The sequence below is a fragment of the Polaribacter aestuariivivens genome, from assembly GCF_005885675.1.
GTDB classification, from domain to species: domain Bacteria; phylum Bacteroidota; class Bacteroidia; order Flavobacteriales; family Flavobacteriaceae; genus Polaribacter; species Polaribacter aestuariivivens.
Genome location: NZ_VANR01000004.1, coordinates 19,538 through 42,468, shown reverse-complemented (window position 1 = coordinate 42,468; position 22,931 = coordinate 19,538). Strand labels below are relative to the sequence as shown.

At 29.9% G+C, this 22,931-nt stretch carries 23 protein-coding genes; 8 read left to right on the top strand and 15 right to left on the bottom strand.

Features of this window, described 5'->3' with window-relative positions:
* Nucleotides 1-35: 35 nt before the first annotated feature.
* The 5 genes from FDT66_RS08215 to FDT66_RS08200 all read right to left on the bottom strand — a co-directional run bounded on the left by FDT66_RS08215 (nucleotide 36) and on the right by FDT66_RS08200 (nucleotide 3,492).
* A complete protein-coding gene (locus FDT66_RS08215; RefSeq protein ID WP_138535698.1) occupies nucleotides 36-968 on the bottom strand; it encodes a hypothetical protein in 933 nt (310 codons plus the stop codon).
* Nucleotides 969-1,070: 102 nt separating this feature from the next.
* On the bottom strand, nucleotides 1,071-1,550 hold the full coding sequence (locus FDT66_RS08210) for a hypothetical protein (protein WP_246034799.1): 480 nt from the start codon (nucleotides 1,548-1,550) through the stop codon (nucleotides 1,071-1,073).
* Nucleotides 1,551-1,659: 109 nt separating this feature from the next.
* The gene (locus FDT66_RS08205) at nucleotides 1,660-1,995 is read right to left on the bottom strand and encodes a single-stranded DNA-binding protein (protein WP_138535696.1); all 336 of its coding nucleotides are present in this window, start codon (nucleotides 1,993-1,995) and stop codon (nucleotides 1,660-1,662) included.
* Nucleotides 1,996-2,408: 413 nt separating this feature from the next.
* Complete coding sequence (locus FDT66_RS14220; protein WP_262709562.1) at nucleotides 2,409-2,537, bottom strand: hypothetical protein; 129 nt, start codon at nucleotides 2,535-2,537, stop codon at nucleotides 2,409-2,411.
* A 16-nt stretch (nucleotides 2,538-2,553) separates the two neighbouring features.
* The gene (locus FDT66_RS08200) at nucleotides 2,554-3,492 is read right to left on the bottom strand and encodes an IS1595 family transposase (RefSeq protein ID WP_138535695.1); all 939 of its coding nucleotides are present in this window, start codon (nucleotides 3,490-3,492) and stop codon (nucleotides 2,554-2,556) included.
* 105 nt (nucleotides 3,493-3,597) lie between these two features.
* On the opposite strand from FDT66_RS08200, the gene FDT66_RS08195 reads away from it, so the two are divergent.
* From FDT66_RS08195 to FDT66_RS08185, 3 genes are all read left to right on the top strand, one after another.
* A complete protein-coding gene (locus FDT66_RS08195) occupies nucleotides 3,598-3,804 on the top strand; it encodes a hypothetical protein (protein WP_138535694.1) in 207 nt (68 codons plus the stop codon).
* Between the two features lie 394 nt (nucleotides 3,805-4,198).
* On the top strand, nucleotides 4,199-4,675 hold the full coding sequence (locus FDT66_RS08190; RefSeq protein ID WP_138535693.1) for a hypothetical protein: 477 nt from the start codon (nucleotides 4,199-4,201) through the stop codon (nucleotides 4,673-4,675).
* Between the two features lie 374 nt (nucleotides 4,676-5,049).
* Nucleotides 5,050-5,403 carry a hypothetical protein gene (locus FDT66_RS08185; RefSeq protein WP_138535692.1) on the top strand — a complete coding sequence of 118 codons (354 nt, stop codon included), beginning with the start codon at nucleotides 5,050-5,052 and terminating at the stop codon, nucleotides 5,401-5,403.
* 10 nt (nucleotides 5,404-5,413) lie between these two features.
* Here the strand turns inward: FDT66_RS08185 and FDT66_RS08180 are convergent, their stop codons facing one another.
* Entirely contained in the window at nucleotides 5,414-5,881 is a 468-nt protein-coding gene (locus FDT66_RS08180; RefSeq protein ID WP_138535691.1) for a CBS domain-containing protein, read from the bottom strand.
* Nucleotides 5,882-5,988: 107 nt separating this feature from the next.
* On the opposite strand from FDT66_RS08180, the gene FDT66_RS08175 reads away from it, so the two are divergent.
* Nucleotides 5,989-8,286 carry a M20/M25/M40 family metallo-hydrolase gene (locus tag FDT66_RS08175; RefSeq protein ID WP_138535690.1) on the top strand — a complete coding sequence of 766 codons (2,298 nt, stop codon included), beginning with the start codon at nucleotides 5,989-5,991 and terminating at the stop codon, nucleotides 8,284-8,286.
* A 66-nt stretch (nucleotides 8,287-8,352) separates the two neighbouring features.
* On the opposite strand, the gene pyk is transcribed toward FDT66_RS08175, so the two are convergent.
* From pyk to FDT66_RS08150, 5 genes are all read right to left on the bottom strand, one after another.
* Nucleotides 8,353-9,780 carry a pyruvate kinase gene (gene pyk / locus FDT66_RS08170; protein ID WP_138535689.1) on the bottom strand — a complete coding sequence of 476 codons (1,428 nt, stop codon included), beginning with the start codon at nucleotides 9,778-9,780 and terminating at the stop codon, nucleotides 8,353-8,355.
* 1 nt (nucleotide 9,781) lies between these two features.
* The gene (locus FDT66_RS08165; protein WP_138535688.1) at nucleotides 9,782-10,252 is read right to left on the bottom strand and encodes an IPExxxVDY family protein; all 471 of its coding nucleotides are present in this window, start codon (nucleotides 10,250-10,252) and stop codon (nucleotides 9,782-9,784) included.
* A 91-nt stretch (nucleotides 10,253-10,343) separates the two neighbouring features.
* Entirely contained in the window at nucleotides 10,344-11,081 is a 738-nt protein-coding gene (gene rnc, locus FDT66_RS08160; RefSeq protein ID WP_138535687.1) for a ribonuclease III, read from the bottom strand.
* A 3-nt stretch (nucleotides 11,082-11,084) separates the two neighbouring features.
* Complete coding sequence (fabF, locus tag FDT66_RS08155; protein WP_138535686.1) at nucleotides 11,085-12,338, bottom strand: beta-ketoacyl-ACP synthase II; 1,254 nt, start codon at nucleotides 12,336-12,338, stop codon at nucleotides 11,085-11,087.
* A gap of 7 nt (nucleotides 12,339-12,345) precedes the next feature.
* Entirely contained in the window at nucleotides 12,346-12,582 is a 237-nt protein-coding gene (locus FDT66_RS08150) for an acyl carrier protein (RefSeq protein ID WP_004569249.1), read from the bottom strand.
* 170 nt (nucleotides 12,583-12,752) lie between these two features.
* Here FDT66_RS08150 and purN point away from each other — a divergent pair, with 170 nt between their 5' ends.
* The 4 genes from purN (at nucleotide 12,753) to FDT66_RS08130 (ending at nucleotide 18,621) form a co-directional block, all read left to right on the top strand.
* Nucleotides 12,753-13,325 (top strand): phosphoribosylglycinamide formyltransferase, encoded by a 573-nt coding sequence (gene purN / locus FDT66_RS08145; RefSeq protein WP_138535685.1) that lies wholly within the window; start codon nucleotides 12,753-12,755, stop codon nucleotides 13,323-13,325.
* Nucleotides 13,318-13,953, top strand: a complete 636-nt coding sequence (locus FDT66_RS08140) for a ribonuclease H1 domain-containing protein (RefSeq protein WP_138535684.1) — start codon at nucleotides 13,318-13,320, stop codon at nucleotides 13,951-13,953. The genes purN and FDT66_RS08140 overlap by 8 nt, the downstream gene beginning before the upstream one ends.
* Nucleotides 13,954-14,040: 87 nt before the next feature.
* The gene (locus FDT66_RS08135) at nucleotides 14,041-17,289 is read left to right on the top strand and encodes a VCBS repeat-containing protein (protein WP_138535683.1); all 3,249 of its coding nucleotides are present in this window, start codon (nucleotides 14,041-14,043) and stop codon (nucleotides 17,287-17,289) included.
* Between the two features lie 3 nt (nucleotides 17,290-17,292).
* Nucleotides 17,293-18,621 carry a vanadium-dependent haloperoxidase gene (locus FDT66_RS08130; RefSeq protein ID WP_138535682.1) on the top strand — a complete coding sequence of 443 codons (1,329 nt, stop codon included), beginning with the start codon at nucleotides 17,293-17,295 and terminating at the stop codon, nucleotides 18,619-18,621.
* 69 nt (nucleotides 18,622-18,690) lie between these two features.
* On the opposite strand, the gene FDT66_RS08125 is transcribed toward FDT66_RS08130, so the two are convergent.
* The 4 genes from FDT66_RS08125 to FDT66_RS08110 form a co-directional block, all read right to left on the bottom strand.
* Complete coding sequence (locus tag FDT66_RS08125) at nucleotides 18,691-19,431, bottom strand: succinate dehydrogenase/fumarate reductase iron-sulfur subunit (RefSeq protein ID WP_138535681.1); 741 nt, start codon at nucleotides 19,429-19,431, stop codon at nucleotides 18,691-18,693.
* A gap of 79 nt (nucleotides 19,432-19,510) precedes the next feature.
* Nucleotides 19,511-21,508, bottom strand: coding sequence for a fumarate reductase/succinate dehydrogenase flavoprotein subunit (locus FDT66_RS08120; RefSeq protein WP_138535680.1), 1,998 nt, complete (start codon nucleotides 21,506-21,508; stop codon nucleotides 19,511-19,513).
* 12 nt (nucleotides 21,509-21,520) lie between these two features.
* Nucleotides 21,521-22,198 carry a succinate dehydrogenase cytochrome b subunit gene (locus FDT66_RS08115; RefSeq protein WP_138535679.1) on the bottom strand — a complete coding sequence of 226 codons (678 nt, stop codon included), beginning with the start codon at nucleotides 22,196-22,198 and terminating at the stop codon, nucleotides 21,521-21,523.
* A gap of 103 nt (nucleotides 22,199-22,301) precedes the next feature.
* Nucleotides 22,302-22,925 (bottom strand): DUF6973 domain-containing protein, encoded by a 624-nt coding sequence (locus tag FDT66_RS08110; RefSeq protein ID WP_138535678.1) that lies wholly within the window; start codon nucleotides 22,923-22,925, stop codon nucleotides 22,302-22,304.
* Nucleotides 22,926-22,931: the final 6 nt, after the last annotated feature.

Genomic DNA, 22,931 nt, shown 5'->3' with positions numbered 1-22,931 from the left:
GAGAAATAGTCAACCAAAAATCAACTAACCAAACTTTATTTTAAATTTCTTCTAATTTTTGTTTTTCTTATTACTTTAGTACGTTTTCTATCACTATTTCTTACAATAGATTTGGTACTTTTCTTTGTTGTTTCTCCTTTTAAATATTGTACAAAACCTCTACCTGAAAAATCGTATGTGGTTTCAGAGTTTACGTTATATAATTGAATCTTTCCATCATTAATAACGCTTAATTCGAACTCTTCAATATCTCCTCCATCATAATTAAGTGTTAATATTTTTAGGTCTTCAAAACCTACTACGTCAAACACTTCATAACCTCCTACGAAACTCCAATTTATATTTGCAATATGCGTGCCAAAGTTATCTTGCGAGCTATAAAATGTTGTTATATTTTCTGGTGTAAATTGCAAGTAGTTTTCGCTATCAAAAGCATTTGGAACTCCACCATTTGTACTTGTTTTTTCCCAAGCTGTAAACTCTTGTAAAAAGTACTCGATGTTTTCGTAAAATAATTTATCATAATCAAATGTATTTGTTTGATATCCTATTAAAAAATAGGTAACACCTAGTCTGTAATTATACAATCTTATTTCGTTGTTAGAAATTACGGTTACTTCAAAATCGTTTCTACCATCTAAATCGTGATTGGTTTCTAAAATTCCTGTAAAAGTGTTGTAAGTTCCTACGTCTATACCCAAACCATTTCCTGTTACACCAATATCTACAATATTGTTATTTGCATATAATATTCCGTTTAAGAATGATAGTGTAAATGCTTTTGCAACAAATGGGATATCACCATTTCCAATAGTTCTGTGATAATCTACATACCATAAATCATAATCGGAAACAATTTCTTCTAAGGTGATTTCATTTCTTATAAAATCATCTTGATAAATTCTATTACATGAGCTAAATACTGCTCCTGTGATAATAATTGCTAAAAGTAGTTTTAAAGATTTCATAAGCTTTCATTTTATGGTTATGCTTATGAATATTCAAATTACGTGCCAAAAATAAAACCACTAATTTTTTAGTGGTTTAAATGCTGATATTTAAGTTGTTATCTATTTTTTATTTGCAGATGGAAAAAACTTTGGAGTTAGCTGTTTTATATTTTCTACCTTAAAATAATATGTTTCATTTCCTTTTTTATAGGATAAAACAGCTTCGTTTTCTTTCAAATCAAATTTAGATTTTGTTACGTTTGGAGGCGTATTTTTTAACTCTTTGGTTGTGTCTACATCTAAAATAAGATCTCTTTTTTCTCTTATTGAGGTACTAAAATGACCTATTAAAATTGTTTTATTTTCTTTTTTTGAAACTTCTAGCTTTGTTTCTTTTTGTTGAAAATAAAGAGAATCAAACTTTATTTCAAATGCGTTTAGCAAATGAATTTCTACCATAGTTCCACTAACTCCTGGTTGACCTCCAGACCAATTGTTGTATACTGCTTTTTCAACCTTAAAAGGTGGATTTTCTACAAATTTGTTACTGCTACATTGAGAAAAACTAAATATTATTGTTAAGATTGATAAAATTTTCATTGTTTTCATTTTTCTTGTTTACTTAACTTTATTCAAATGATATGCCAAGATATAATAAAATCCACTCAAATTGAGTGGATTTTACATTTTTCATAGAACTATTTCCCCATTATTTGCTTCCTAAAAGTAATAACTCACTTGCTAGAATTTCTGTTACATATCTTTTTTCACCTTCTTTTGTGTCATAAGATCTGTTGGTTAATTTTCCTTCAATAGCAATTTCTTGTCCTTTATTTACATAGTTTTCTACAACGTTTACCAAACCACCTTTTATAACAATGTTGTGCCAATAAGCTCGCTCTATTTTATTACCAGCTTTGTCTTTATAGCTATCGTCTGTAGCCATTGAAAATTTTGCCATTTTGTTTCCATCTTGGAAAGTTACTATTTCTGGCTCTTGACCTAATCTACCAATTAATTGTACTTTGTTTCTTAACGTATTCATAAGATAAGTTTTTGTGCATTTTTTTATTTGAATGCAGGTTTATAATTTTTTTTGTCAACTCGTTTGACGCTGCAAAGTTGAGACACGTTTACAATTTTATTCGGTTACAAAACAATTACTTTCGGTTGTAATTATTTGTAGTCGTTTGTAAACGGATAATTTGTTGTACATTTGGCATCTATATACAATAAGGGACAACCTAATATATTATACTCTTGATAAATTTTGTTGAATTTTTTAAAAATTAAAACCTTTAAAGGTGGTCGATACACCTTTACCCATTTTATTGGGGATAATTCAAAGATTATAATTCTCCGACTTTTAAAGTCTTTAAAATGAAGAACGAACTACAAATTAATCAATGCCTTGATGTTGACAAGCTACTCTGATTTACGGTCAAAACCGATTTGCAATTATTTAGTAGGTTTGTCTTTAGATTGAGGTACAGATACACTCAATACCCCGTCTAAAGTTCCATTTATTTTTAACTTATTTTCGTACTTTTTTGGACGTTTTTTATTTTGCTTTTTATCCTCTGCCATAATGCAAATTTACAAATTAATTAATAGCAGTCAATTCTTTATAAGATAAAGCACTCTCACTATCATTTAAAAACTTTACAAATCTATCATTAGAAGATAAATGACGAGTATTAAAACGTGCCGAATATTCATCTAAATAACGCTCTAAATACTTATCACTTACTTGATGATAAACACCATATAAACCACGTTTTAAAACACTCCAAAAGTTTTCTATTGTATTTGTATGCACAGTACCTTCAACATAAATATTAAGTGCGTGTTTAACGCTATCGTGAGTATAATGTCTTTTTAAGTGATTATAGACTGGTGCTTCATCAGAATAAATTGTAGAACCTTTAGGGACGTGTTTAGATATAAATTCTCCCATATTTTTCAATTCTGCATTAGGTACATGTTTTAAAACAACTTTACCATTACGCTCAATAATTCCAACAACAGTTTTCTTTGGGGTAAAAACTTTACCCTCATTCGTTAAATCCTTATTTTTATATGAGCGTTTTTTGTTTAAGTGTTTGTTTCCTTCTTTACCACCTATATAAGCTTCGTCAACTTCTACCGTTTTAGTATCTCCCAACATTCTCGGAGATTTATCTTTTAGCATTTCTCTAATTCTATGTAAAACAAACCAAGCTGACTTTTGGGTAATTCCTAAATCTAAAGCCAACTGAACAGAACTAATACCTTTTTTATGTGTTGTGGCTAAAAATATAGATGCAAACCAAATTCTCAAAGGAATTTTAGAGTTGTGAAAGATTGTACCAACCTTTACAGTAAACTTTTTATAACATTCGTTGTTAGAACACTTAAAACCCCTTGTAGTTCTATATGGCTTATCTGCTTCACAATGAGGACAAGTAGGTTCTCCTTGCCAACGTATTTGCTCATAGTATTCTATGCAAGTAGATTCTTCTTTGAAGTAGTCTAATAATTGAGGTAGAGATTTGAAGTTCATAGTATTTCTGTTTTAAAATACAAATATAATCGAATATATTGACATATAAAAGCTAAAATGCATATATATTCGACTATATATGTATTTTTTGCATATATTTGTATTATGGTTACATATAAAGAGCAACAAGAAAATAAGAAAGCATATGTTTTGCTTAAAGACTGTGAATTAATAGGTGTGTTCGGTAATATTAAGAAAGTATGTGATTTTATGAATGGCGAAGATTTTTATAGTTACAATACATTAATCAGAAAAAAAGAATACCCTATTTTGTACAAAGGTTACAAATTATATAAAACAAAACCTATTTAGTTTTATTAACTTAAATTGTTGATAACTTTGTATTTAAGGTTTAGTAAACAAGAACAAACAAATTCTAGCGATTATATTTGTATTTAAGAGTAGATATACATAAAATATTTACGAATATATACACAAATGTACACAAATCTACTAATCACCCTTTATGTTTTTTGTTATGTTAACCGTTATGCTAACTTATTTTTTTATATCTTTGGCTTGTAGAAATGAAAAAAGACCTAAACTTTGGTCGGTCAGGTCTTTTAGATGTTCTATAGTTGTAACAAAAAATAAGGAGTTTTATTGGATTTTTATATCCTAGAAAAATAGATGTTTAAAATCTACTCCTTTTTTGTTGCTCCAAAGATACGAAAATTAATATTAATACCAAGTTAAAAATTAAATTATGGACTTAATTAACGCACTTATTGAAGAAAAAAACTCTTTATTTGAAAGAATAAAAGCTATAGACGTACTATTAAAGTCTTTCAATGTTGAGATAAAAAAATCTACCAACCATAATCAAACAGAAATAGTTTCTGATAAAAAGGATAAAGAAATTATTAAAGGCTTAACAGATGCAAATAGGTTTTTATTCGTATTAAAGAAGCATCAAAGATTTATGAAAGTTAGAGAGATTGCAGAATATTTAAGTAAAGAGACTGGTGAAAATATTGATAATTGGATTCCAAAAATGTCAAGAAAAACTAGAGTTCTAAAAAATGCTAATAAGATTGTTAAATATCAAGTAGGAACAAAAAATACAAATGTATTCTGGGGAAGTCCTAATTGGATAGATAAAAACAATGAAATTTTAAAAGAATATATTTATTCAAACTCAAATATTAATAATTCTAAATCCGATAATTTATTTGATTTATAAAAAAGCACCCAAAAGGATGCTTAAATTTTTCAGAAAGTGAGGGGTTGAAGATGGTTTCATTTGCTATTCCTAAATCAAGTTTAGTATACTCAACCTCGCTTTTTTTAAGACTATCATCATTAGATAGCAACAGATTGTCCGTTAAAATGTGTGCCGTTTCTCATTAGAATAGGGCTTTTAACTTAAAATCGGAAAACGTCAAAGTTCGTAGCTTTGGCGTTTTTTCATTTACAAATATAATGATTTTTTAATTACAAACCCACCTTGTAGTTCTGGTGGTTTATTATTAGGTTCTTATATTGCAATAATTTAATACTAATTTTTTAAAAAAGTATCTTGTCCCTTTAGGTATATAGATGCCGTACATTTATCAAATGGAAAATAGAGAATGTTTAGAGTGTAAAGAACCTGTAAAAGGTAGAGTAGATAAGAAATTCTGTTCAGATTATTGCAGAAATGCTTATAATAATCGTGTGAACAAAGACAGTAAAAATTTGATTAGAAACATTAATAATCGTCTTCGAAAAAATTATAAAATTTTATCCGATTTAAACGTTTCTGGAAAAACAAAAGTAACCAGAACCAAATTATATGATAAAGGTTTCGATTTTCAGTTTTTTACATCTATTTACAAAACAAAGACTGGAAACACTTATTTTTATATTTATGACGAAGGCTATTTGGCTTTAGACAACGAAATGTTTTTATTGATTAAAAGAGATTCTTAAAATTAAAAAACTACAACCAAGTATTTCCTTGTACTTTAATGGCAGCCTTTAAAACATCTTTTTGACTCAATTGGCCTATTAATTTTCCGTTATCAACAACTGGAAATCTTCGTCTGTGCGAACTAATAAATTTAAAAGCCGCATCAAAAACATTCATGTCTTTATCAATCGTATCTACATCTGTAACCATGTATTTACCTACAGTATTATTAGTGTCTGCTGGCATATTATAGTACTTACTTTCTGAAATATGTTTAATACAATCTGTTTCAGATATAATACCTATTAATTCATTTTTATCATTTACAACAGGACCTCCAGAAATTTTATTGGTAATTAATTGTTCAATTACGTGATCTAAAGAATCTTCTGCTTTAAAAGTTATTAAATTAGTTGTCATATAATCTGAAACTAAAATTTGCGATTCTTCTTTTGCTTGATTTGTATCTCTTTTTCCTTGAAAGCTTTTAATTCCCATAATAATTAGTTTTTTGATTGTACGAAAGTTAGCGAATTTTCTGTTTCGTTTTACTTTTTTATTAAAGTTTTTTTTATTTCTTACATTTATAAAAACTAATTTTTCAAATGAAAAGATTTTCTACCATTGTTTCTGTACTTATTATTTTAGGAGTAATTTATTGGAGTTTTGCCGATTTAAAACCTTCTTTATCTTCTGAAAAAATAACATCTGAAACTGATTTTTCTATAAACAATGCACTTGCTCATCTTAAAAATATTAGTAAAGAAGCGCATTATGTAGGAGCTGAAAATCATAAAAAAGTACAAAATTACTTAGTTTCTGAATTACAGAAAATTGGTTTTGAAACTGAAATTCAAACACAAACTGCACTTAATAAAAAATGGTTTGCTGCCACAACTACAGAAAATATTATCGCAAAAATAAAAGGTACTGAAAATGGTAAAGCACTAATGCTTTTAACCCATTATGATTCCAATCCACATTCATCTTTAGGTGCAAGTGATGCTGGTTCTGGTGTAGTAACAATTTTAGAAGGAATTAGAGCTTTTTTAGCAAAAAAAGAAGTTCCAAAAAACGATATTATTATCCTCTTTTCTGATGCTGAAGAAATTGGTTTACTTGGTGCACAAGCTTTTGTAGACAATCATTCTTGGACAAAAAATGTAGGTTTGGTTTTAAACTTTGAAGCTAGAGGAAGTGGTGGACCAAGTTACATGTTAATGGAAACGAATGGAAAAAACAGCAAATTATTAAGTGAGTTTTTAGCTACAAAGCCTAATTTTCCTGCAGCAAACTCTTTAATGTATTCCATTTATAAAAAACTACCAAACGATACAGATTTAACCGTTTTTAGAGAAGATGCAAACATTAACGGATTTAATTTTGCTTTTATTGGTGATCATTTCGATTATCATACAGCGCAAGATTCTTACGAGCGTTTAGACAGAGAAACCTTGTTGCATCAAGCAGAATATTTAACAACTTCTTTAAATTATTTTGCAAATTCAAACTTATCAAATTTAAATTCTGATGAAGATTTTGTGTATGTAAATTTTCCTTTCATTAAATTAATTACTTATCCTTTTTCTTGGGTTTTACCAATGTTAATTATTTGTACAATCATTTTTATTATACTTCTATTCTTCGGAATTTCTTTAAATAAAATAGATGTAAAAAACATTTTAAAAGGATTTATTCCCTTCATCCTATCTTTAGTTTTATGTGGTGGAATTTCTTTTGGTTTATGGAAGTTACTCATCTTAATTCATCCACATTATAATGATATTTTACATGGTTTTACCTATAATGGTTACACCTATATTTCAGCTTTTGTGTTTTTAAATTTATGGTTATTATTTACTATTTACAAGAGAACTTCACATCAAGACAAACCCACCAATTTATTAATAGCTCCTATTTTTTTCTGGTTAATTATTAATTTTATAATTAGTGATTCTTTAAAAGGTGCTGGTTTTTTAATTATACCTGTTATTTGTGCTTTGTTTATTTTAGCAATTGCTGTTTTTACTAATTTAGAAGATAAGTTAAAGCGTATTTTATTCACTATTTTATCAATACCAACTATTTATATTTTTGCGCCTTTGGTAAAAATGTTTCCAGTTGGTTTGGGGCTAAAAATACTATTTGTTAGCGCTCTTTTTATTGTACTGGTTTTTGGTTTAATGATTTTATCTTTTCATCAAAAAAAATCTTTTTGGACACAGAAATGGTCAGGAATTTTAGCCATTCTCTTTTTTGGAATTGCAACTTACAATAGTGGCTTTTCCATTGATAATAAAAAACCTAACAGCATTGTTTACATTCAAAATTCTGATGATAAAACAGCCTATTTTGGAACGTATAATACTACTTTAGATAGTTATACAAAACAAATATTTAAAGATGATTTTGTAAAAGGTGGTATAGACAATGCCGAAACAAAAAGTAAATACAATACTCGTTTTAAATATCATAAAAAAACTGAGTTTAAAGCAATCTCATCTTCAGAAATTATTACAGAGTTAGATACCATTATTGGCAATAAACGTTTTTTAGAAATTACCATTTTACCTAAAAGGAAAATAAATAAACTTGAGTTTACTACTAAAAACAAACTTAGCTTACATCAATTTAAAGTAAACGATGTTTTGGCAAATAACGGTAAAGTTTATAATTTAAAAACTGGTACTTTTTTGGTGTATCATTTAGGAAATTCCGATAAGGAAGTAACACTTTCCTTTTCTGTGAATTTAAATCAAAAGTTAGAGATAGTATTAAATGAAATTTCTTACGAATTGTTAACGAACTCTCACTTTAATATAAAACCAAGAACAGAAGAGATGATGCCAATGCCATTTGTTACTAATGATGCAATAATTATTACTAAAAAATTGAAACTTTAATAAAACTAAAAAAGCATTTCGGTTTCTCGAAATGCTTTTTTAAATTTAATATCTAAGGTAGATGTTTTACTCTATTTCAGAAACTCTTAGTGTATTTACCATACCTTTTTCTTCAACAGGCATAGAAGTAAGATTTATCATTAAATCGCCCTCTTTTACATATCCTTTTTCTTTAGATATTTTATTAATATCTACTACAGTATCATCTGTACTTAAGTTCTTATCGTAATAAAATGCTTTCACACCCCAAAGTAAATTTAGTTTTCCTAAAATTCTTTTTTCTGATGAAAATGCTAAAATACTAGATTTTGGTCTCCAAGCAGAAATTTGAAAAGCTGTATATCCGCTATTGGTTAAGGTAGAAATTGCTGCGGCATCAATATCATTTGCCATTAATGCTGCATGATGACAAACTGCTTTAGTAATAAATCTATTGGTTCTAATATGTGGTGCTTCATGTGGTACTTTAATCAAATCAGAGTTTTCTACACTACCAATAATTTCTGACATTTTTTGAATCACTCTAATTGGGTGTTTCCCTACAGAAGTTTCTCCAGAAAGCATTACTGCATCTGCACCATCCATAATAGAGTTTGCAACGTCGTTCACCTCTGCTCTTGTTGGTACAGAGTTCTCAATCATGGTTTCCATCATTTGCGTAGCAATAATTACAGGAATTCTTGCTTTTTTGGCTCTTTCTACCAACATTTTTTGAATTAATGGAACTTCTTGCATTGGAATTTCTACACCTAAATCACCACGTGCAACCATTAAACCATCACAATATGGTATTAGAGAGTCTATATTTGCAACTGCTTCTGGTTTTTCAATTTTTGCAATTACTGGAACTCTATAATCTGAATGTAGTGCAATTAAATCGCGTAACATTCTTAAATCTTCTGGAGTTCTTACAAAAGAAAGTGCAATCCAATCTACATGTAAGCTTAATGCAAAAATTGCATCTTCTTTATCTTTTTTAGTTAATGCTGGTAAAGAAATTGCTGTATTTGGTAAGTTTACTCCTTTTTTAGATTTTAAAGCACCACCAACAATTGTTTTTACAACTACTTCTTTGTCTTTATCTGTAGAAACTACTTCGAACAGAAGTTTACCATCATCTACCAAAATTTGTTCACCTACTTTTACATCTTTTGGAAAACGTTGGTAGGTCATAAATGCCTTTTCTTTTGTGCCAACACATTTTTCTGTTGTGAATGTAAACAAATCTCCATCTGCTAAAATTACATTCTCTTCCATTACACCTACACGTAATTTTGGGCCTTGTAAATCTGCTAAAATAGCTACATTATAACCATTTTCTTCATTTACTTCTCTTATGGTTTGTACTGTTTTTTTAACGTTCTCATATTCTGCATGAGAAAAATTAATTCTAAATACATTTACGCCTTCTTTAGCTAAATTTTTTAAAATTTCTTTTGTTCCGGTTGCAGGACCAAGTGTTGCTACTATTTTTGTTTTTTTATAATTTGTCATATTAAAAAATTAAAAAATCTTTCGATTTTAGGGTGTTTTTGTCTATTGAATAAGATGTGATTACCTGATCAATATTTTTTATTTTATTTACTGTATTTAAAACAAAATCGTATTTAACTTCACCAGAAATTTTTATAAAAAAGTCTACCTTTTTTTTTTCAGGAATTAAATATGTTTTTGTTTCTGTTGTTAATAATAGTTCATTGGGTTCTGTTTGATTTTCTTTCTTAAAGCTATTTGCAATTAGAAACCACTCAAAGTCATATTTTTTGCTTGAGAAATTAAAAATAGAGAAGGAACCCTTTTTTTGATTGCTTTCAAATTCTAAATCTTTTGGTGATTTAGATAAACGAATATTTAAATTTTTATTTAATAAATATGCTAACCTATAATCTTCTAATGCTGTATGAATACCTATTAATGAATATTCTTCTTCACAAAAATCATCTAAACCTAAAGCATAAATTTGCATAAATCGTAAATTAACTCAGCGTTTATTAACATGGCTAAATTACTAATTGTTTGCGAGTTTACATTGTTATTTTAACGAAAACGTTATCGTTTTAGTCTAAAGAAATTTGATTTTGAAAAGTATAATACACTCTTTTGGCAGCTTGTTCTTCTGCTTTTTTCTTTGAGGTGGCTCTTCCTTTGGCTATTTGCTCACCATCAATACTAATTTTTACACTAAAGTGTTTAATTGTTTCGTTGCCAGAATCTTCATATGTATCAAACTTATATTTTTTCTTTTGTTTTTGACACCATTCTATAATTACACCTTTATAACTTGTAATTTTACCTTCTAATTTTTCGATATCAACATAAGGTACAATTACATTTTCATAGATAAACTTTTGACAAAAATTATAGCCTTTGTCTAAATAAATAGCGCCAATTAAGGCTTCAAAAATATTCCCATGAATATTGTCACCAACATTGGCTTGATCTATATTACTATCTACAAATTTAATTAAATCAAGGTCTTTTCCAAGTTCATTTAAATGCTCTCTGCTTACAATTTTAGAACGCATTTGCGTTAAATATCCTTCTGTACCTTCTGGAACTTTTTTATATAAATAAGATGCAATTACAGAACCTAAAATAGAGTCTCCAAGAAATTCTAAGCGTTCGTAATTTATTGGATTACCATCACTATCTATCTTTTGAACAGATCTGTGCGTGAAAGCTTTTTTGTATCTATTTATTTTCTTTGGAGAAAAGTTAAGTAGTTTTTTTAATTTGTAAAACAATTCTGCATCTTCCTCAGTGTGAGATTGCACTATTTTACGAATAAAATTCATAGATTACTCATCTAATTTCTTGAATGCAACACATGCATTGTGTCCTCCAAATCCAAAAGTATTACTCATTGCTACTTTAATTTCTCTTTTTTGAGCTTTATTAAGTGTTAAGTTTAATTCCGGATTTATATTTTCATCTATATTTTCATGGTTGATGGTAGGTGGAATAATTCCATGTTTCATTGCCAAAATGGATGCAATAGACTCAATAGCTCCTGCAGCACCTAATAAGTGACCTGTCATAGATTTTGTTGAGTTTATATTGATATTCTTAGCATGATCTCCAAAAACTTCAGAAATTGCTTTTAATTCAGCAACGTCTCCAAGTGGAGTTGAAGTACCATGTGTATTAATATGATCTACATCTTCTGGTTTAATTCCTGCATTTTCTAAGCAGTTTTTCATCACTGCAATTACACCAATTCCATCTGGATGTGGGGCTGTCATGTGATGTGCATCAGAAGACATTCCTCCTCCAATAACTTCTGCATAAATTTTTGCACCTCTTGCTTTTGCATGTTCGTAACTTTCTAAAACAATAGCACCTGCTCCTTCTCCTAAAACAAATCCGTCACGTTCTGCATCAAAAGGTCTTGATGCTGTTTCTGGACTTTCATTTCTAGTTGATAAAGCGTGCATTGCATTAAAGCCTCCAACACCTGCAATTGCAACAGCTGCTTCTGAACCACCTGTAACAATAACATCACAAGTTCCTAAGCGAATGTAATTTAAAGCATCTATCATCGCGTTTGCGGAAGATGCGCATGCAGAAACTGTAGTATAGTTTGGGCCCATAAATCCATTTTTAATAGAAATATTTCCAGGAGCAATATCTGCAATCATTTTTGGGATAAAGAAAGGATTGAATCTAGGTGTTCCATCACCTTCGCCAAAGTTTAAAGCTTCGTTTTGAAAAGTTTCTAAACCTCCAATTCCTGCTCCCCAAATTACGCCTACACGTAATTTGTTAATTTCGTCTAGATTTAAATTTGCATCTGCAATAGCTTCATCTGAAGCTACCATTGCATATTGTGTAAACCTATCCATTTTACGCGCCTCTTTTCTATCAATAAAATCGGTCGCGTTAAAGTTTTTTAATTCACATGCAAAACGAGTTTTGAACTTGGCAGCATCAAAGTAAGTGATAGGTGCTGCTCCGCTAACTCCGTTAACTAAGGCGTTCCAATATTCTTCAATATTATTACCAATTGGCGTTAATGCGCCAAGTCCAGTGACTACAACTCGTTTTAATTGCATATAAATGTTACTTTTTTGCTTCTTCTATATAACTTACTGCTTGACCAACTGTTCCAATGTTTTCAGCTTGATCGTCTGGAATTTGAATATCGAATTCTTTTTCGAATTCCATAATTAACTCAACAGTGTCCAAAGAATCTGCTCCTAAATCGTTTGTGAAGCTAGCTTCTGTTGTTACTTCGTTATCGTCAACTCCTAATTTGTCTACGATAATCGCTTTTACTCTTGATGCAATGTCTGACATAATTTTTTAATTTTTAAATTTTAAATCGGGGCAAAAATACAAATCTTATTAATTATATCTAATTTTTGTCCGAAAAATGATTACTAAAAGTAAAGAAAAAATTTTAATCTTCCCAAAAATAATCAGTTTGTTAATAATTATTCCTTTTTTTGTAGCTTAGAAATATAGTTATGAAGCGTATTGTTATTTTTGCTTCTGGTTCTGGAACGAACGCAGAAAACATTATTAAGTTTTTTAATCATACTAAAACCGCTAAGGTTACTAAAGTGTTGTGTAACAATGAACATGCCAAAGTTTTTGATCGTTGCAAAAAACTAAATATCAGTTGTTTACATTTTAATAGAGCACAATTTTCTGAGTCAGATTTTGTGTTGAATATCTTAAAAGAAAAAGCAGATTTTATAGTTCTTGCAGGTTTTTTATGGAAAATTCCAGTCAATATTATTGCTGCTTTTTCAAATAAAATTATAAATATTCATCCTGCTTTATTACCTAAATATGGTGGAAAAGGAATGTACGGAATGCATGTTCATAAAGCTGTAAAAGAAAATAAAGAAACGGAAACTGGCATCACAATTCACTACGTAAATGCAAATTATGATGAAGGTGCCATCATTTTTCAGGCAAAAACTACGTTAAATGATGCAGATACTCCTGAAACAATCGCACAAAAAATTCATGTTCTGGAGCAAACCTATTTTCCGAAGGTAATAGAAGAGGTAATTTTAAGTACAAATGAGTAAAAAAAAGTTTTATGTTGTTTGGAATGGGCGTAAAAAAGGAATTTATACGTCTTGGAACGTCTGCAAAAAACAAATTGACGGTTTTGAAGGTGCACAATACAAATCTTTTACAAGTTTAGACGAAGCTGAAATTGCTTTTTCTAAAAAGTATGAAGATTATAAAGGTAAAAACACTAAAAAACCGACTTTATCTAAAACTGAAAAAGTAAAATATGGTTCTCCTAATTTAGAAAGTATTTGTGTTGATGCTGCTTGTTCTGGAAACCCAGGAAAAATGGAATATAGAGGCGTACTTACCCACAATAAAAAAGAAATTTTTAGAAAAGGGCCTTATAAAAAAGGAACAAATAATATTGGCGAATTCTTAGCTTTAGTTCATGGAATTGCACTTTTAAAAAGTAAAAACAAAGAAGATATTCCTATTTATTCCGATTCTAAAATTGCTATGAGTTGGGTAAAACAGAAACGTTGTAAAACAAACATTACTTTTGATGCTTCTAATAAAGACTTATTAGAATTGATAAAAAGAGCTGAAAATTGGCTTAAAGAAAACACCTTTAAAAATCCTATATTAAAATGGAAAACCAAAGCTTGGGGAGAAATTCCAGCAGATTTTGGGAGGAAGTAAAGTTAACTTTAACATAAAATATCGTTAAGTGTTAATTTTTTCTTAATTTTATATATATTTGAGAATTCTAACTCAAATTCTCAAATTATGAATAAATTTCAAAAGTTATTGCTTTTGTTATTATGTTGTGTTTTTTTTTATAATTGTAATAAGAATGAAAAAGAAACCACAGAGTACTTATTCAACAATATCTCCGCTAAAAATTCAGGAGTAGATTTCAAAAACTTATTAAAAGAAGATTCAAAACACAGCATCATCAACTACATTTATTTTTATAATGGTGCTGGTGTAAGTGCAGGTGACATTAATAATGATGGGTTGCCTGATCTTTATTTCGTATCTAATCAAGGAGAAAATAAATTGTACCTAAATAAAGGAAACTTACAATTTGAAGATATTTCAAAAAAAGCAAATATTAATAGTTCTTCTGATTGGAATACAGGCGTTACAATGGTAGACATTAATAATGATGGTTTATTAGATATTTATGTTTGTGCAGTTTCTGGACTTTTAGACTTCAAAGGTAAAAACGAACTCTTTATAAATAATGGAGATAATACTTTTACAGAAAAAGCTGCAGAATATGGGTTAGATTTTTCAGGGTTTTCTACACAAGCCTACTTTTTTGATTATGATAAAGACAATGATTTAGACGTATATATTGTAAACCATGCTACTCATACAGTAACTTCACACGGAAAAGCATCACTAAGAAATAAAAGAGTTGCATTGGTTGGTGATGTTTTATTAAAAAATGATAACGGAAAATTTACAGATGTTAGCGAAGAAGCCAACATTTTTGGAGGTGTAAATGGTTACGGATTAAGTGCCTCTATTGCCGATTTTAACAATGATGGTTGGGATGATATTTATGTTTGTAACGATTTTCATGAAGATGATTACTATTACATTAACAATCAAGATGGAACTTTTAGAGAAGAGCTTAAAGAGTCTTTTTCAACAATTTCTAGATTTTCTATGGGAAGTGATGTGGCAGATATCAATGGTGATGGTTTTCAAGATTTAATAACCTTAGACATGTTACCAAGTAACGAACGTGTTTTAAAAGAAACTGAAGGTGATGACGCCATGTATAACATGCAAGAAAAGCTAAGAAAACAAGGGTATAAAGATCAATACTCTAGAAATATGCTTCAAATTAATGAAAAAGGTAACTATTTTTACGAAACGGCTTTATTAAATGGTGTGGCAGATACAGATTGGAGCTGGTCTCCGCTTTTTGCAGATTTTGATAACGATGGACAGCAAGATTTATTTATTAGCAATGGAATTAAAAGAAGACCAAATAGTTTAGATTTTAAAAAATACGTATCCAGTTCTTTTAAACAAAAAGGTCAAAAAGAAGGTTTGCTATGGCTATTTAAATCTATCAATGAAATGCCTAATGGAGATGTTTCTAATGAAATTTTTAAAGGAAATTCAGAAATTTTTGAAAAGAAAACAGGTAATTGGATTGAGCAAAAACCTTCCCTTTCTAACGGAGCAATTTATGCAGATTTAGATTTAGATGGTGATTTAGATATTATTACAAACAATTTAGATAGTTACGCTAGTATTTACGAAAACACAACCAACAACAAAAAGAACTCAATTAGTTTGGTTTTTAACTACAAAAAAGGCAACAAAAAAGGAATTGGAACCAAAGCAATTATTTATAATAATGGTAAAAAGCAACTCAAACAATTATTTACCTCAAGAGGTTTTATTTCTTCGGTAGAACAAAAACTTCATTTTGGCTTAGATACTGTTTCTAATATAGATTCTATCAAAATTATTTGGCCTGATAATACGTTTCAAAAAATTAAAAATCCTGAAGTTAATAAAACCATTTCAGTAGCTTATGTTGACGAAAACCCTATTAAAAAATACACCTTAAACGAAAAATCACCTGTTTTCACACCTAACAGTACAATCAATTTCAATCATAAAGAAGATTCTTATTACGATTTTAATAGAGAAAAAATAATACCTTATCAGGTATCTAAATTAGGTCCAGCAGTTGCAATTGGTGATGTTGATGGAAATGGTTACGATGACATTTATTTAGGAAATAGTTCTGGAAACGCAGCAGAGCTATATTTAAACAACGGAAATTCATTTAAAAAAAGCATTCAAAAACAATTTGAAGAAGATGCTAATTATGAAGATAATGATGCCGTTTTTTTAGATTTTGACAATGATGGAGACCTAGATTTATATGTAGCTACAGGTATTCATAAAAACAGAAATAGAAACTTAGAAGTTGATCGTTTATATATTAATGAAAACGGAAAATTTAAGAAAACAGAAAATAAAACACTTCTAAACCCACTAAACACCTCTTGCGTTGCTGCTTACGATTACGATAATGATGGTGATGAAGATTTATTTATAGGAAATTTATCAAACCCTGTTAGTTTTGGTTCCAACGTTAATTCTGCAATTTTAGTAAACGATGGAAATGGGAAGTTTAAAGCAGATTTAAACTTTAAATTAAACGCCAAAGTTACCAATGCCACTTGGGTAGATATTAATAACGATAATCAAAAAGATTTATTAATCGCTACAGAATGGGGAAAACCCAATATTTTTATTAATAAAAACGGGCAATTATCACTCTTACAAATTTCTAACAATTTAAATGGCTTATGGCAATCTATCACTGCTTTTGATGTTGATAAAGATGGTGATAAAGATATTTTGTTAGGAAACTGGGGATTGAATACAAAATTTAATCCAACACTAGAAAATCCATTAACTTTGTATTATGGTGATTTTGATAAAAATAACAAGAAAGAAACCATTATTGCCTATTCCAAAAATGGGAAAGAGTATCCTGTAAATTCTAAAGATGAAATGGCATCTCAAATGAACATCATTAGCAAGCAATTTGTAGAACATAAAAATTACGCTCTAAAAACGGTGAATCAAATTTTTTCAGCAGATGTTTTAAATGATGCAAAGAAATTTACTGTTAACACATTAGCTTCTGGTTATTTAGAAAATAATAATGGAACCTTTGATAACTTTAAAGAATTTCCAAAAGAATTACAAACCGCTCCAATTACCAACTTTAACTCAATTACAATTAATGGTGAAAACGGAATTATAGTTTCTGGAAATTCATTAAGAGTAAATACGTATCATGGAGGTTATACATCGTTAAAAGGTGTTTTTCTAAAATCCATTTCTGATTTTAATTTTGTATCTGATTTTGGTATTTTTCCATTTAACTCACAGGTAAAATCTGTAAATTCTATTTCAATGAAAAATGAAAATTTACTCTTGGTGATTTCTAATAACGATTCTTTAAAAACATATTCTTATAAAAAATAATTCATGATTTTTTTACGAAAAACATTTCCTATTATTTGTATTTTATTGCTTTTTTCTTGTAAAAAAGAAAGCGAAAAAATTGAAATTACAGCAGAAGATTATCATAAAGTTACAGACAAACTTACTTCGGTAATGGTTCATGATATTTTTTCTCCTCCAGTTGCTAGTAGAGTTTACGTTTACCCAAATATTGCGGCTTACGAAGTTTTAAATTCGGAAGACTCCAAATACAATTCGCTGGTAAGTCAATTAAATGGATTAACCGCTTTTGCAACCGAAAACAATAGTAATAACGTAGATAAAAAGTTAGCTGCTTTAATTGCTTATTTAGATGTTGCAAAAGAATTGGTTTTTTCTAAAGAAAAAATAGAACTTTATAGAGATAGCCTCTTTACAGTATGGAAAAACCGTAATGAAAATGCTTTTTTATCAGCAAAAGAATATTCAAAACCGTTTTCTAAGCATGTAAAAAATTGGATGAATTCAGATAGCTATAAGGAAACCAGAACAATGCCAGACTTTAATATTTCTTCCAATAATCCTGGTATTTGGGAACCAACTCCACCAGCATATATGAAAGGAATTGAGCCACATTGGAATAAAATAAGAACTTTTGTTTTAGATTCTGCAGCACAATTTAAACCCATTCCACCGCCAAAGTTTTCTATGGAAAAAGAAAGTGCATTTTTTAAAGAATTAAAATATGTATATGATTTAACCAATGAAATTAAAGAAAAAGGAAACGATTCTGAAGAATTAAAAATAGCTCAATTTTGGGATTGTAATCCATTTGTAGCAGTTAATAAAGGTCATTTTATGTTTGCCTCGAAAAAAATTACTCCTGGAGCACATTGGATAGGTATTTGTAAAATAGCTGCAAAAAAAACAGATTCAGATTTTGAAAAAACGGTGTTTGCCTATACCAAAACCTCAATTGCGATTTTCGATGCTTTCATTAGTTGTTGGGACGAAAAGTACAGAAGTAACTTAGTGCGTCCAGAAACTTTGATTAATAAATTTATGGATGATTCTTGGACACCACTTTTACAAACACCTCCATTTCCAGAATACACAAGTGGACACTCTGTAGTTTCTGGCGCAACTGCAGAAGTTTTAACAGCAATTTTTGGTGACAACTTTTACTTTGAAGACACTACAGAAATACCTTATGGTTTACCGATGAGAAAATTCACTTCTTTTAGAAATGCTGCCAAAGAAGCTGCTATTAGTAGAATTTATGGTGGAATACATTACAATGCTGCTGTAAATGAAGGTTTAACTCAAGGTATTCAAGTTGGGCAGTTTGTAAATAAGTCTTTAAATTTTAAATAACATTATATTAAAAAAGCCTGATAGAAATATTAACTATCAGGCTTCTTTTATTTATCTATTTAAATTTTTCTAAACAGAAGCTTTCATTAATTCTCTGTTCATTCTTGCAATGTTTTCTAAAGAAATTCCTTTTGGACATTCTACTTCACATGCTCCTGTGTTTGTACAGTTTCCAAAGCCTTCTAAATCCATTTGTGCAACCATGTTTCTAACTCTGTCTGCTGCTTCTACTTGACCTTGTGGCAATAAAGCGTATTGAGATACTTTTGCACCTACAAATAACATTGCAGAACTATTTTTACAAGTTGCCACGCACGCTCCACAACCTATACAAGTTGCTGCATCCATTGCTGTATCAGCAGCATCTTTTGCGATAGGAATTGAGTTTGCGTCTTGTGTGTTTCCAGATGTATTTACAGAAATGTAACCTCCAGCATGTTGTATTCTATCAAAAGCTGAACGATCTACCACCAAATCTTTAATTACTGGAAAAGCAGCAGATCTAAATGGTTCAATTGTAATAGTATCACCATCTTTAAACATTCTCATATGTAGTTGGCAAGTAGTTACACCTCTATCTGGACCATGTGCTTCACCATTAATATACATAGAACACATACCACAAATACCTTCTCTACAATCATGATCGAAAGCAACTGGTTCTTCACCAGAGTTTACTAACTGTTCATTTAAAACATCCATCATTTCTAAAAAAGACATATGTTCTGAAATTTCAGTAACCTTGTAATCTACCATTTGACCCTTTTTACTTGAGTCTTTCTGTCTCCAAATCTTAAGTGTTAAATTCATTTTTATTAGTTTTTGGTTTTTAGTTGTTTGTTGTTAGTTGTTGTTTCCATAAACTAACAACCATCAACCATAAACTATATTATTTATAACTTCTTTCTTTTACTTCTATATTTTCATAAACCAATGGCTCTTTGTGTAAAACAGCATCTTTTGGTTCTCCTTTGTATTCCCAAGCAGAAACAAATTGAAATTCTTTTAATCTTTTTGCTTCACCTTCTGGTGTTTGGTGTTCTTCTCTGAAGTGACCTCCTGCAGATTCCTCTCTAACCAAAGCATCTTTTGCAAACAATTCTCCTAATTCCAAAAAGTCTGCAACTCTACCTGCTTTTGCTAATTGTTCGTTATATTCTGTATCTGTTCCTGGCACATTTACATTCTTCCAGAAATCTTTTCTTAGTTCGGAAATTTCTTCGATAGCTTCTTTTAAGCCTTCTGCGTTTCTAGACATTCCACATTTATCCCACATAATTTTTCCTAATTTTTTGTGGTAATAATCTACAGAATGTGTTCCCTTATTGTTGATAAAGAAAGATATTCTTTCAGTAACTTCTTTTTCTGCAGCGTCGAATTCTGGTGTATCTGTTGCTATTTTTCCTGTTCTAATATCATCAGCTAAATAATCTCCAATAGTATAAGGCAATACAAAATAACCGTCTGCTAACCCTTGCATTAATGCAGAAGCTCCTAATCTGTTCGCTCCATGATCTGAGAAATTAGCTTCTCCAATTGCATAACAACCAGGAATAGTTGTCATTAAATTATAATCAACCCAAACACCACCCATTGTGTAGTGTACTGCAGGGTAAATCATCATTGGTGTTTCGTAAGGATTTTCATCTACGATTTTCTCATACATTTGGAATAAGTTACCGTATTTTGCTTTTACGATTTCTTTTCCTAATTCTTTAATTTTAGCCTCAGAAGGATTGTTGATGTTTTTTATTTTTGCTTGCTCTGTTCCATAACGAATGATTGCAGCAGCAAAATCTAAATACACAGCTTCACCAGTTGCATTTACACCATAACCAGCATCACAACGTTCTTTTGCTGCTCTAGAAGCAACATCTCTTGGAACTAAGTTACCAAATGCTGGATAACGTCTTTCTAAATAGTAATCTCTTTCGTCTTCAGATAAATCTGTAGGTTTTTTCTTTCCTTCACGAATTAACTTTACGTCGTCTAAATTCTTTGGTACCCAAATACGACCATCATTTCTTAAAGATTCTGACATCAAAGTTAATTTTGATTGATAATCTCCAGAACGCGGTATACATGTTGGGTGAATTTGTGTATAACATGGATTCGCAAAATAAGCTCCTTTTTTATGAATTTTCCAAGCAGCAGTTACGTTAGAACCCATTGCATTGGTTGATAAGAAATATACATTTCCATATCCACCAGAAGCAACAACAACTGCGTGTGCAGAATGACGTTCTATTTCTCCTGTTACAAGGTTTCTTGCGATAATTCCTCTAGCTTTTCCATCAACAATAACAACATCTAACATTTCATGACGATTGAACATTTCAATCTTTCCACGAGCAATTTGACGGTTCATGGCAGAATAAGCTCCTAATAATAATTGTTGTCCTGTTTGTCCTTTTGCATAAAAAGTTCTAGACACTAAAACTCCTCCAAAAGAACGGTTGTCTAACAATCCTCCATAATCACGAGCAAAAGGTACACCTTGTGCCACACATTGATCAATAATATTTGCAGAAACCTCTGCTAATCTGTATACGTTTGCTTCACGAGATCTGTAATCTCCACCTTTTACAGTATCATAAAATAATCTGTAAGTAGAGTCTCCATCTCCTTGATAATTTTTCGCAGCATTTATACCTCCTTGAGCAGCAATAGAGTGTGCTCTTCTTGGTGAATCTTGATAAGCAAATGCTTTTACATTGTAGCCTAATTCTGCTAATGTTGCAGAAGCAGAACCACCTGCTAAACCTGTACCTACAACAATAACATCAATATGACGTTTGTTGGCAGGATTTACCAAATTAATATGGTTTTTATAATCTGTCCATTTATCTTTCAATGGACCTTGAGGTACTTTTGAATCTAAAGCCATAATTATATAAGATTAATGGTTTAAGTGATGATATAAAGCAATAAAAATAAATCCTGCTGGAACTATAATTGCATATGCTTTACCAAATGTTTGTAATTGTTTTTTTCTTATTGTTGAAGCTCCTACTGATTGAAATGCAGAAGCAAAACCATGTGCTAAGTGCAAGCCTAAAAATACGAATGCAATCACATATGCTCCAACTCTTAAAGGACTTACAAATTTATGAACTAACTCTTCATAATAACGAAAACCTTCTACACCTTCCATTGTACCAGACCAATCTCCTTGAATAAATTTGGTGTTGATTTCTGGAAACCAAAAATCAATAAAATGTAAAACGATAAAAGCCAAAATTGTAATTCCGCTTAAAATCATGTTTCTACTGAACCAAGTTGAATTTGCAGCTCCGTTATTTTTCGCATAAGATACTTTTCTTGCTTTTGAGTTTCTCAATTCCAAGATAAAACCCATTACGAAGTGAAAAACAACAGCAAAAATTAAAACCGGCTGTAATGCAAATTGCACAACAGGATTTGTTCCCATAAAATGTGACACTTCATTAAAAGTGTCTGGACTAAAAACCGATAAAATATTAATTGATAAATGCTGAAGTAAGAAGAACATCAAGAAAAACGCAGAAAGCGCCATTGCTACTTTTCTTCCAATTGAAGATTTAAAAAATCCGCCCATTGTATAAATTTAGTTAAAATTGTATTACAAAAATACGGCTAAAGGGATTGGTTTACAAAGAATTTACAACGTTTTCGTACGTATTTAGAATAATTTTAAATAATTACTCATCTATTTTATTTGAAGCTACCAAACATTTGTTGTTTTTCCACTTTCCTTTTAAGGTTTCTTTGGGAATTATTTTTCCGTCACAAGTTAAAAAATTACCTTCTTTATCTTTTTTAATGATTTTCATTTTCCCTTGATGAATTGCATTAATTATTCTAAAAATTAACCCTTCTTTAGAAACATCACTGTTTTTAGTGATAAGTTTTAACCCTTCTTCATTATTATAAAGATCCATTTCGGATGAAATTTCATCGGGTACAACTCCGTCTTCTAATTTCTTTTTTTTGTAAGTAATATAATTGTCTCTTTCATGAGCTTTTCCTAAAGATCTTGCTGACGATTTGCCTAACTCTTGTCTTAATCTTGCCATCCAATATGCGTGCCTAAAAGCATCTACTTGACCACCTGCAGCATCACCATCTAACAAATTTGTTTTTCTGATAGAATCTGCAACTTTATTAGTTTCCATAGAGATTTTTAAAGATTTTTTTGCTTTAAATGGATGAAATAAAACCCATCTTTTTATAGGGCCTGATAATTTTAAAAAGTTTTTAAAATCGGATTGTGCATTTATTGAAATTGCAAATGCGAAGAATATTATTGGAAGGAGTTTTTTCATTTATTT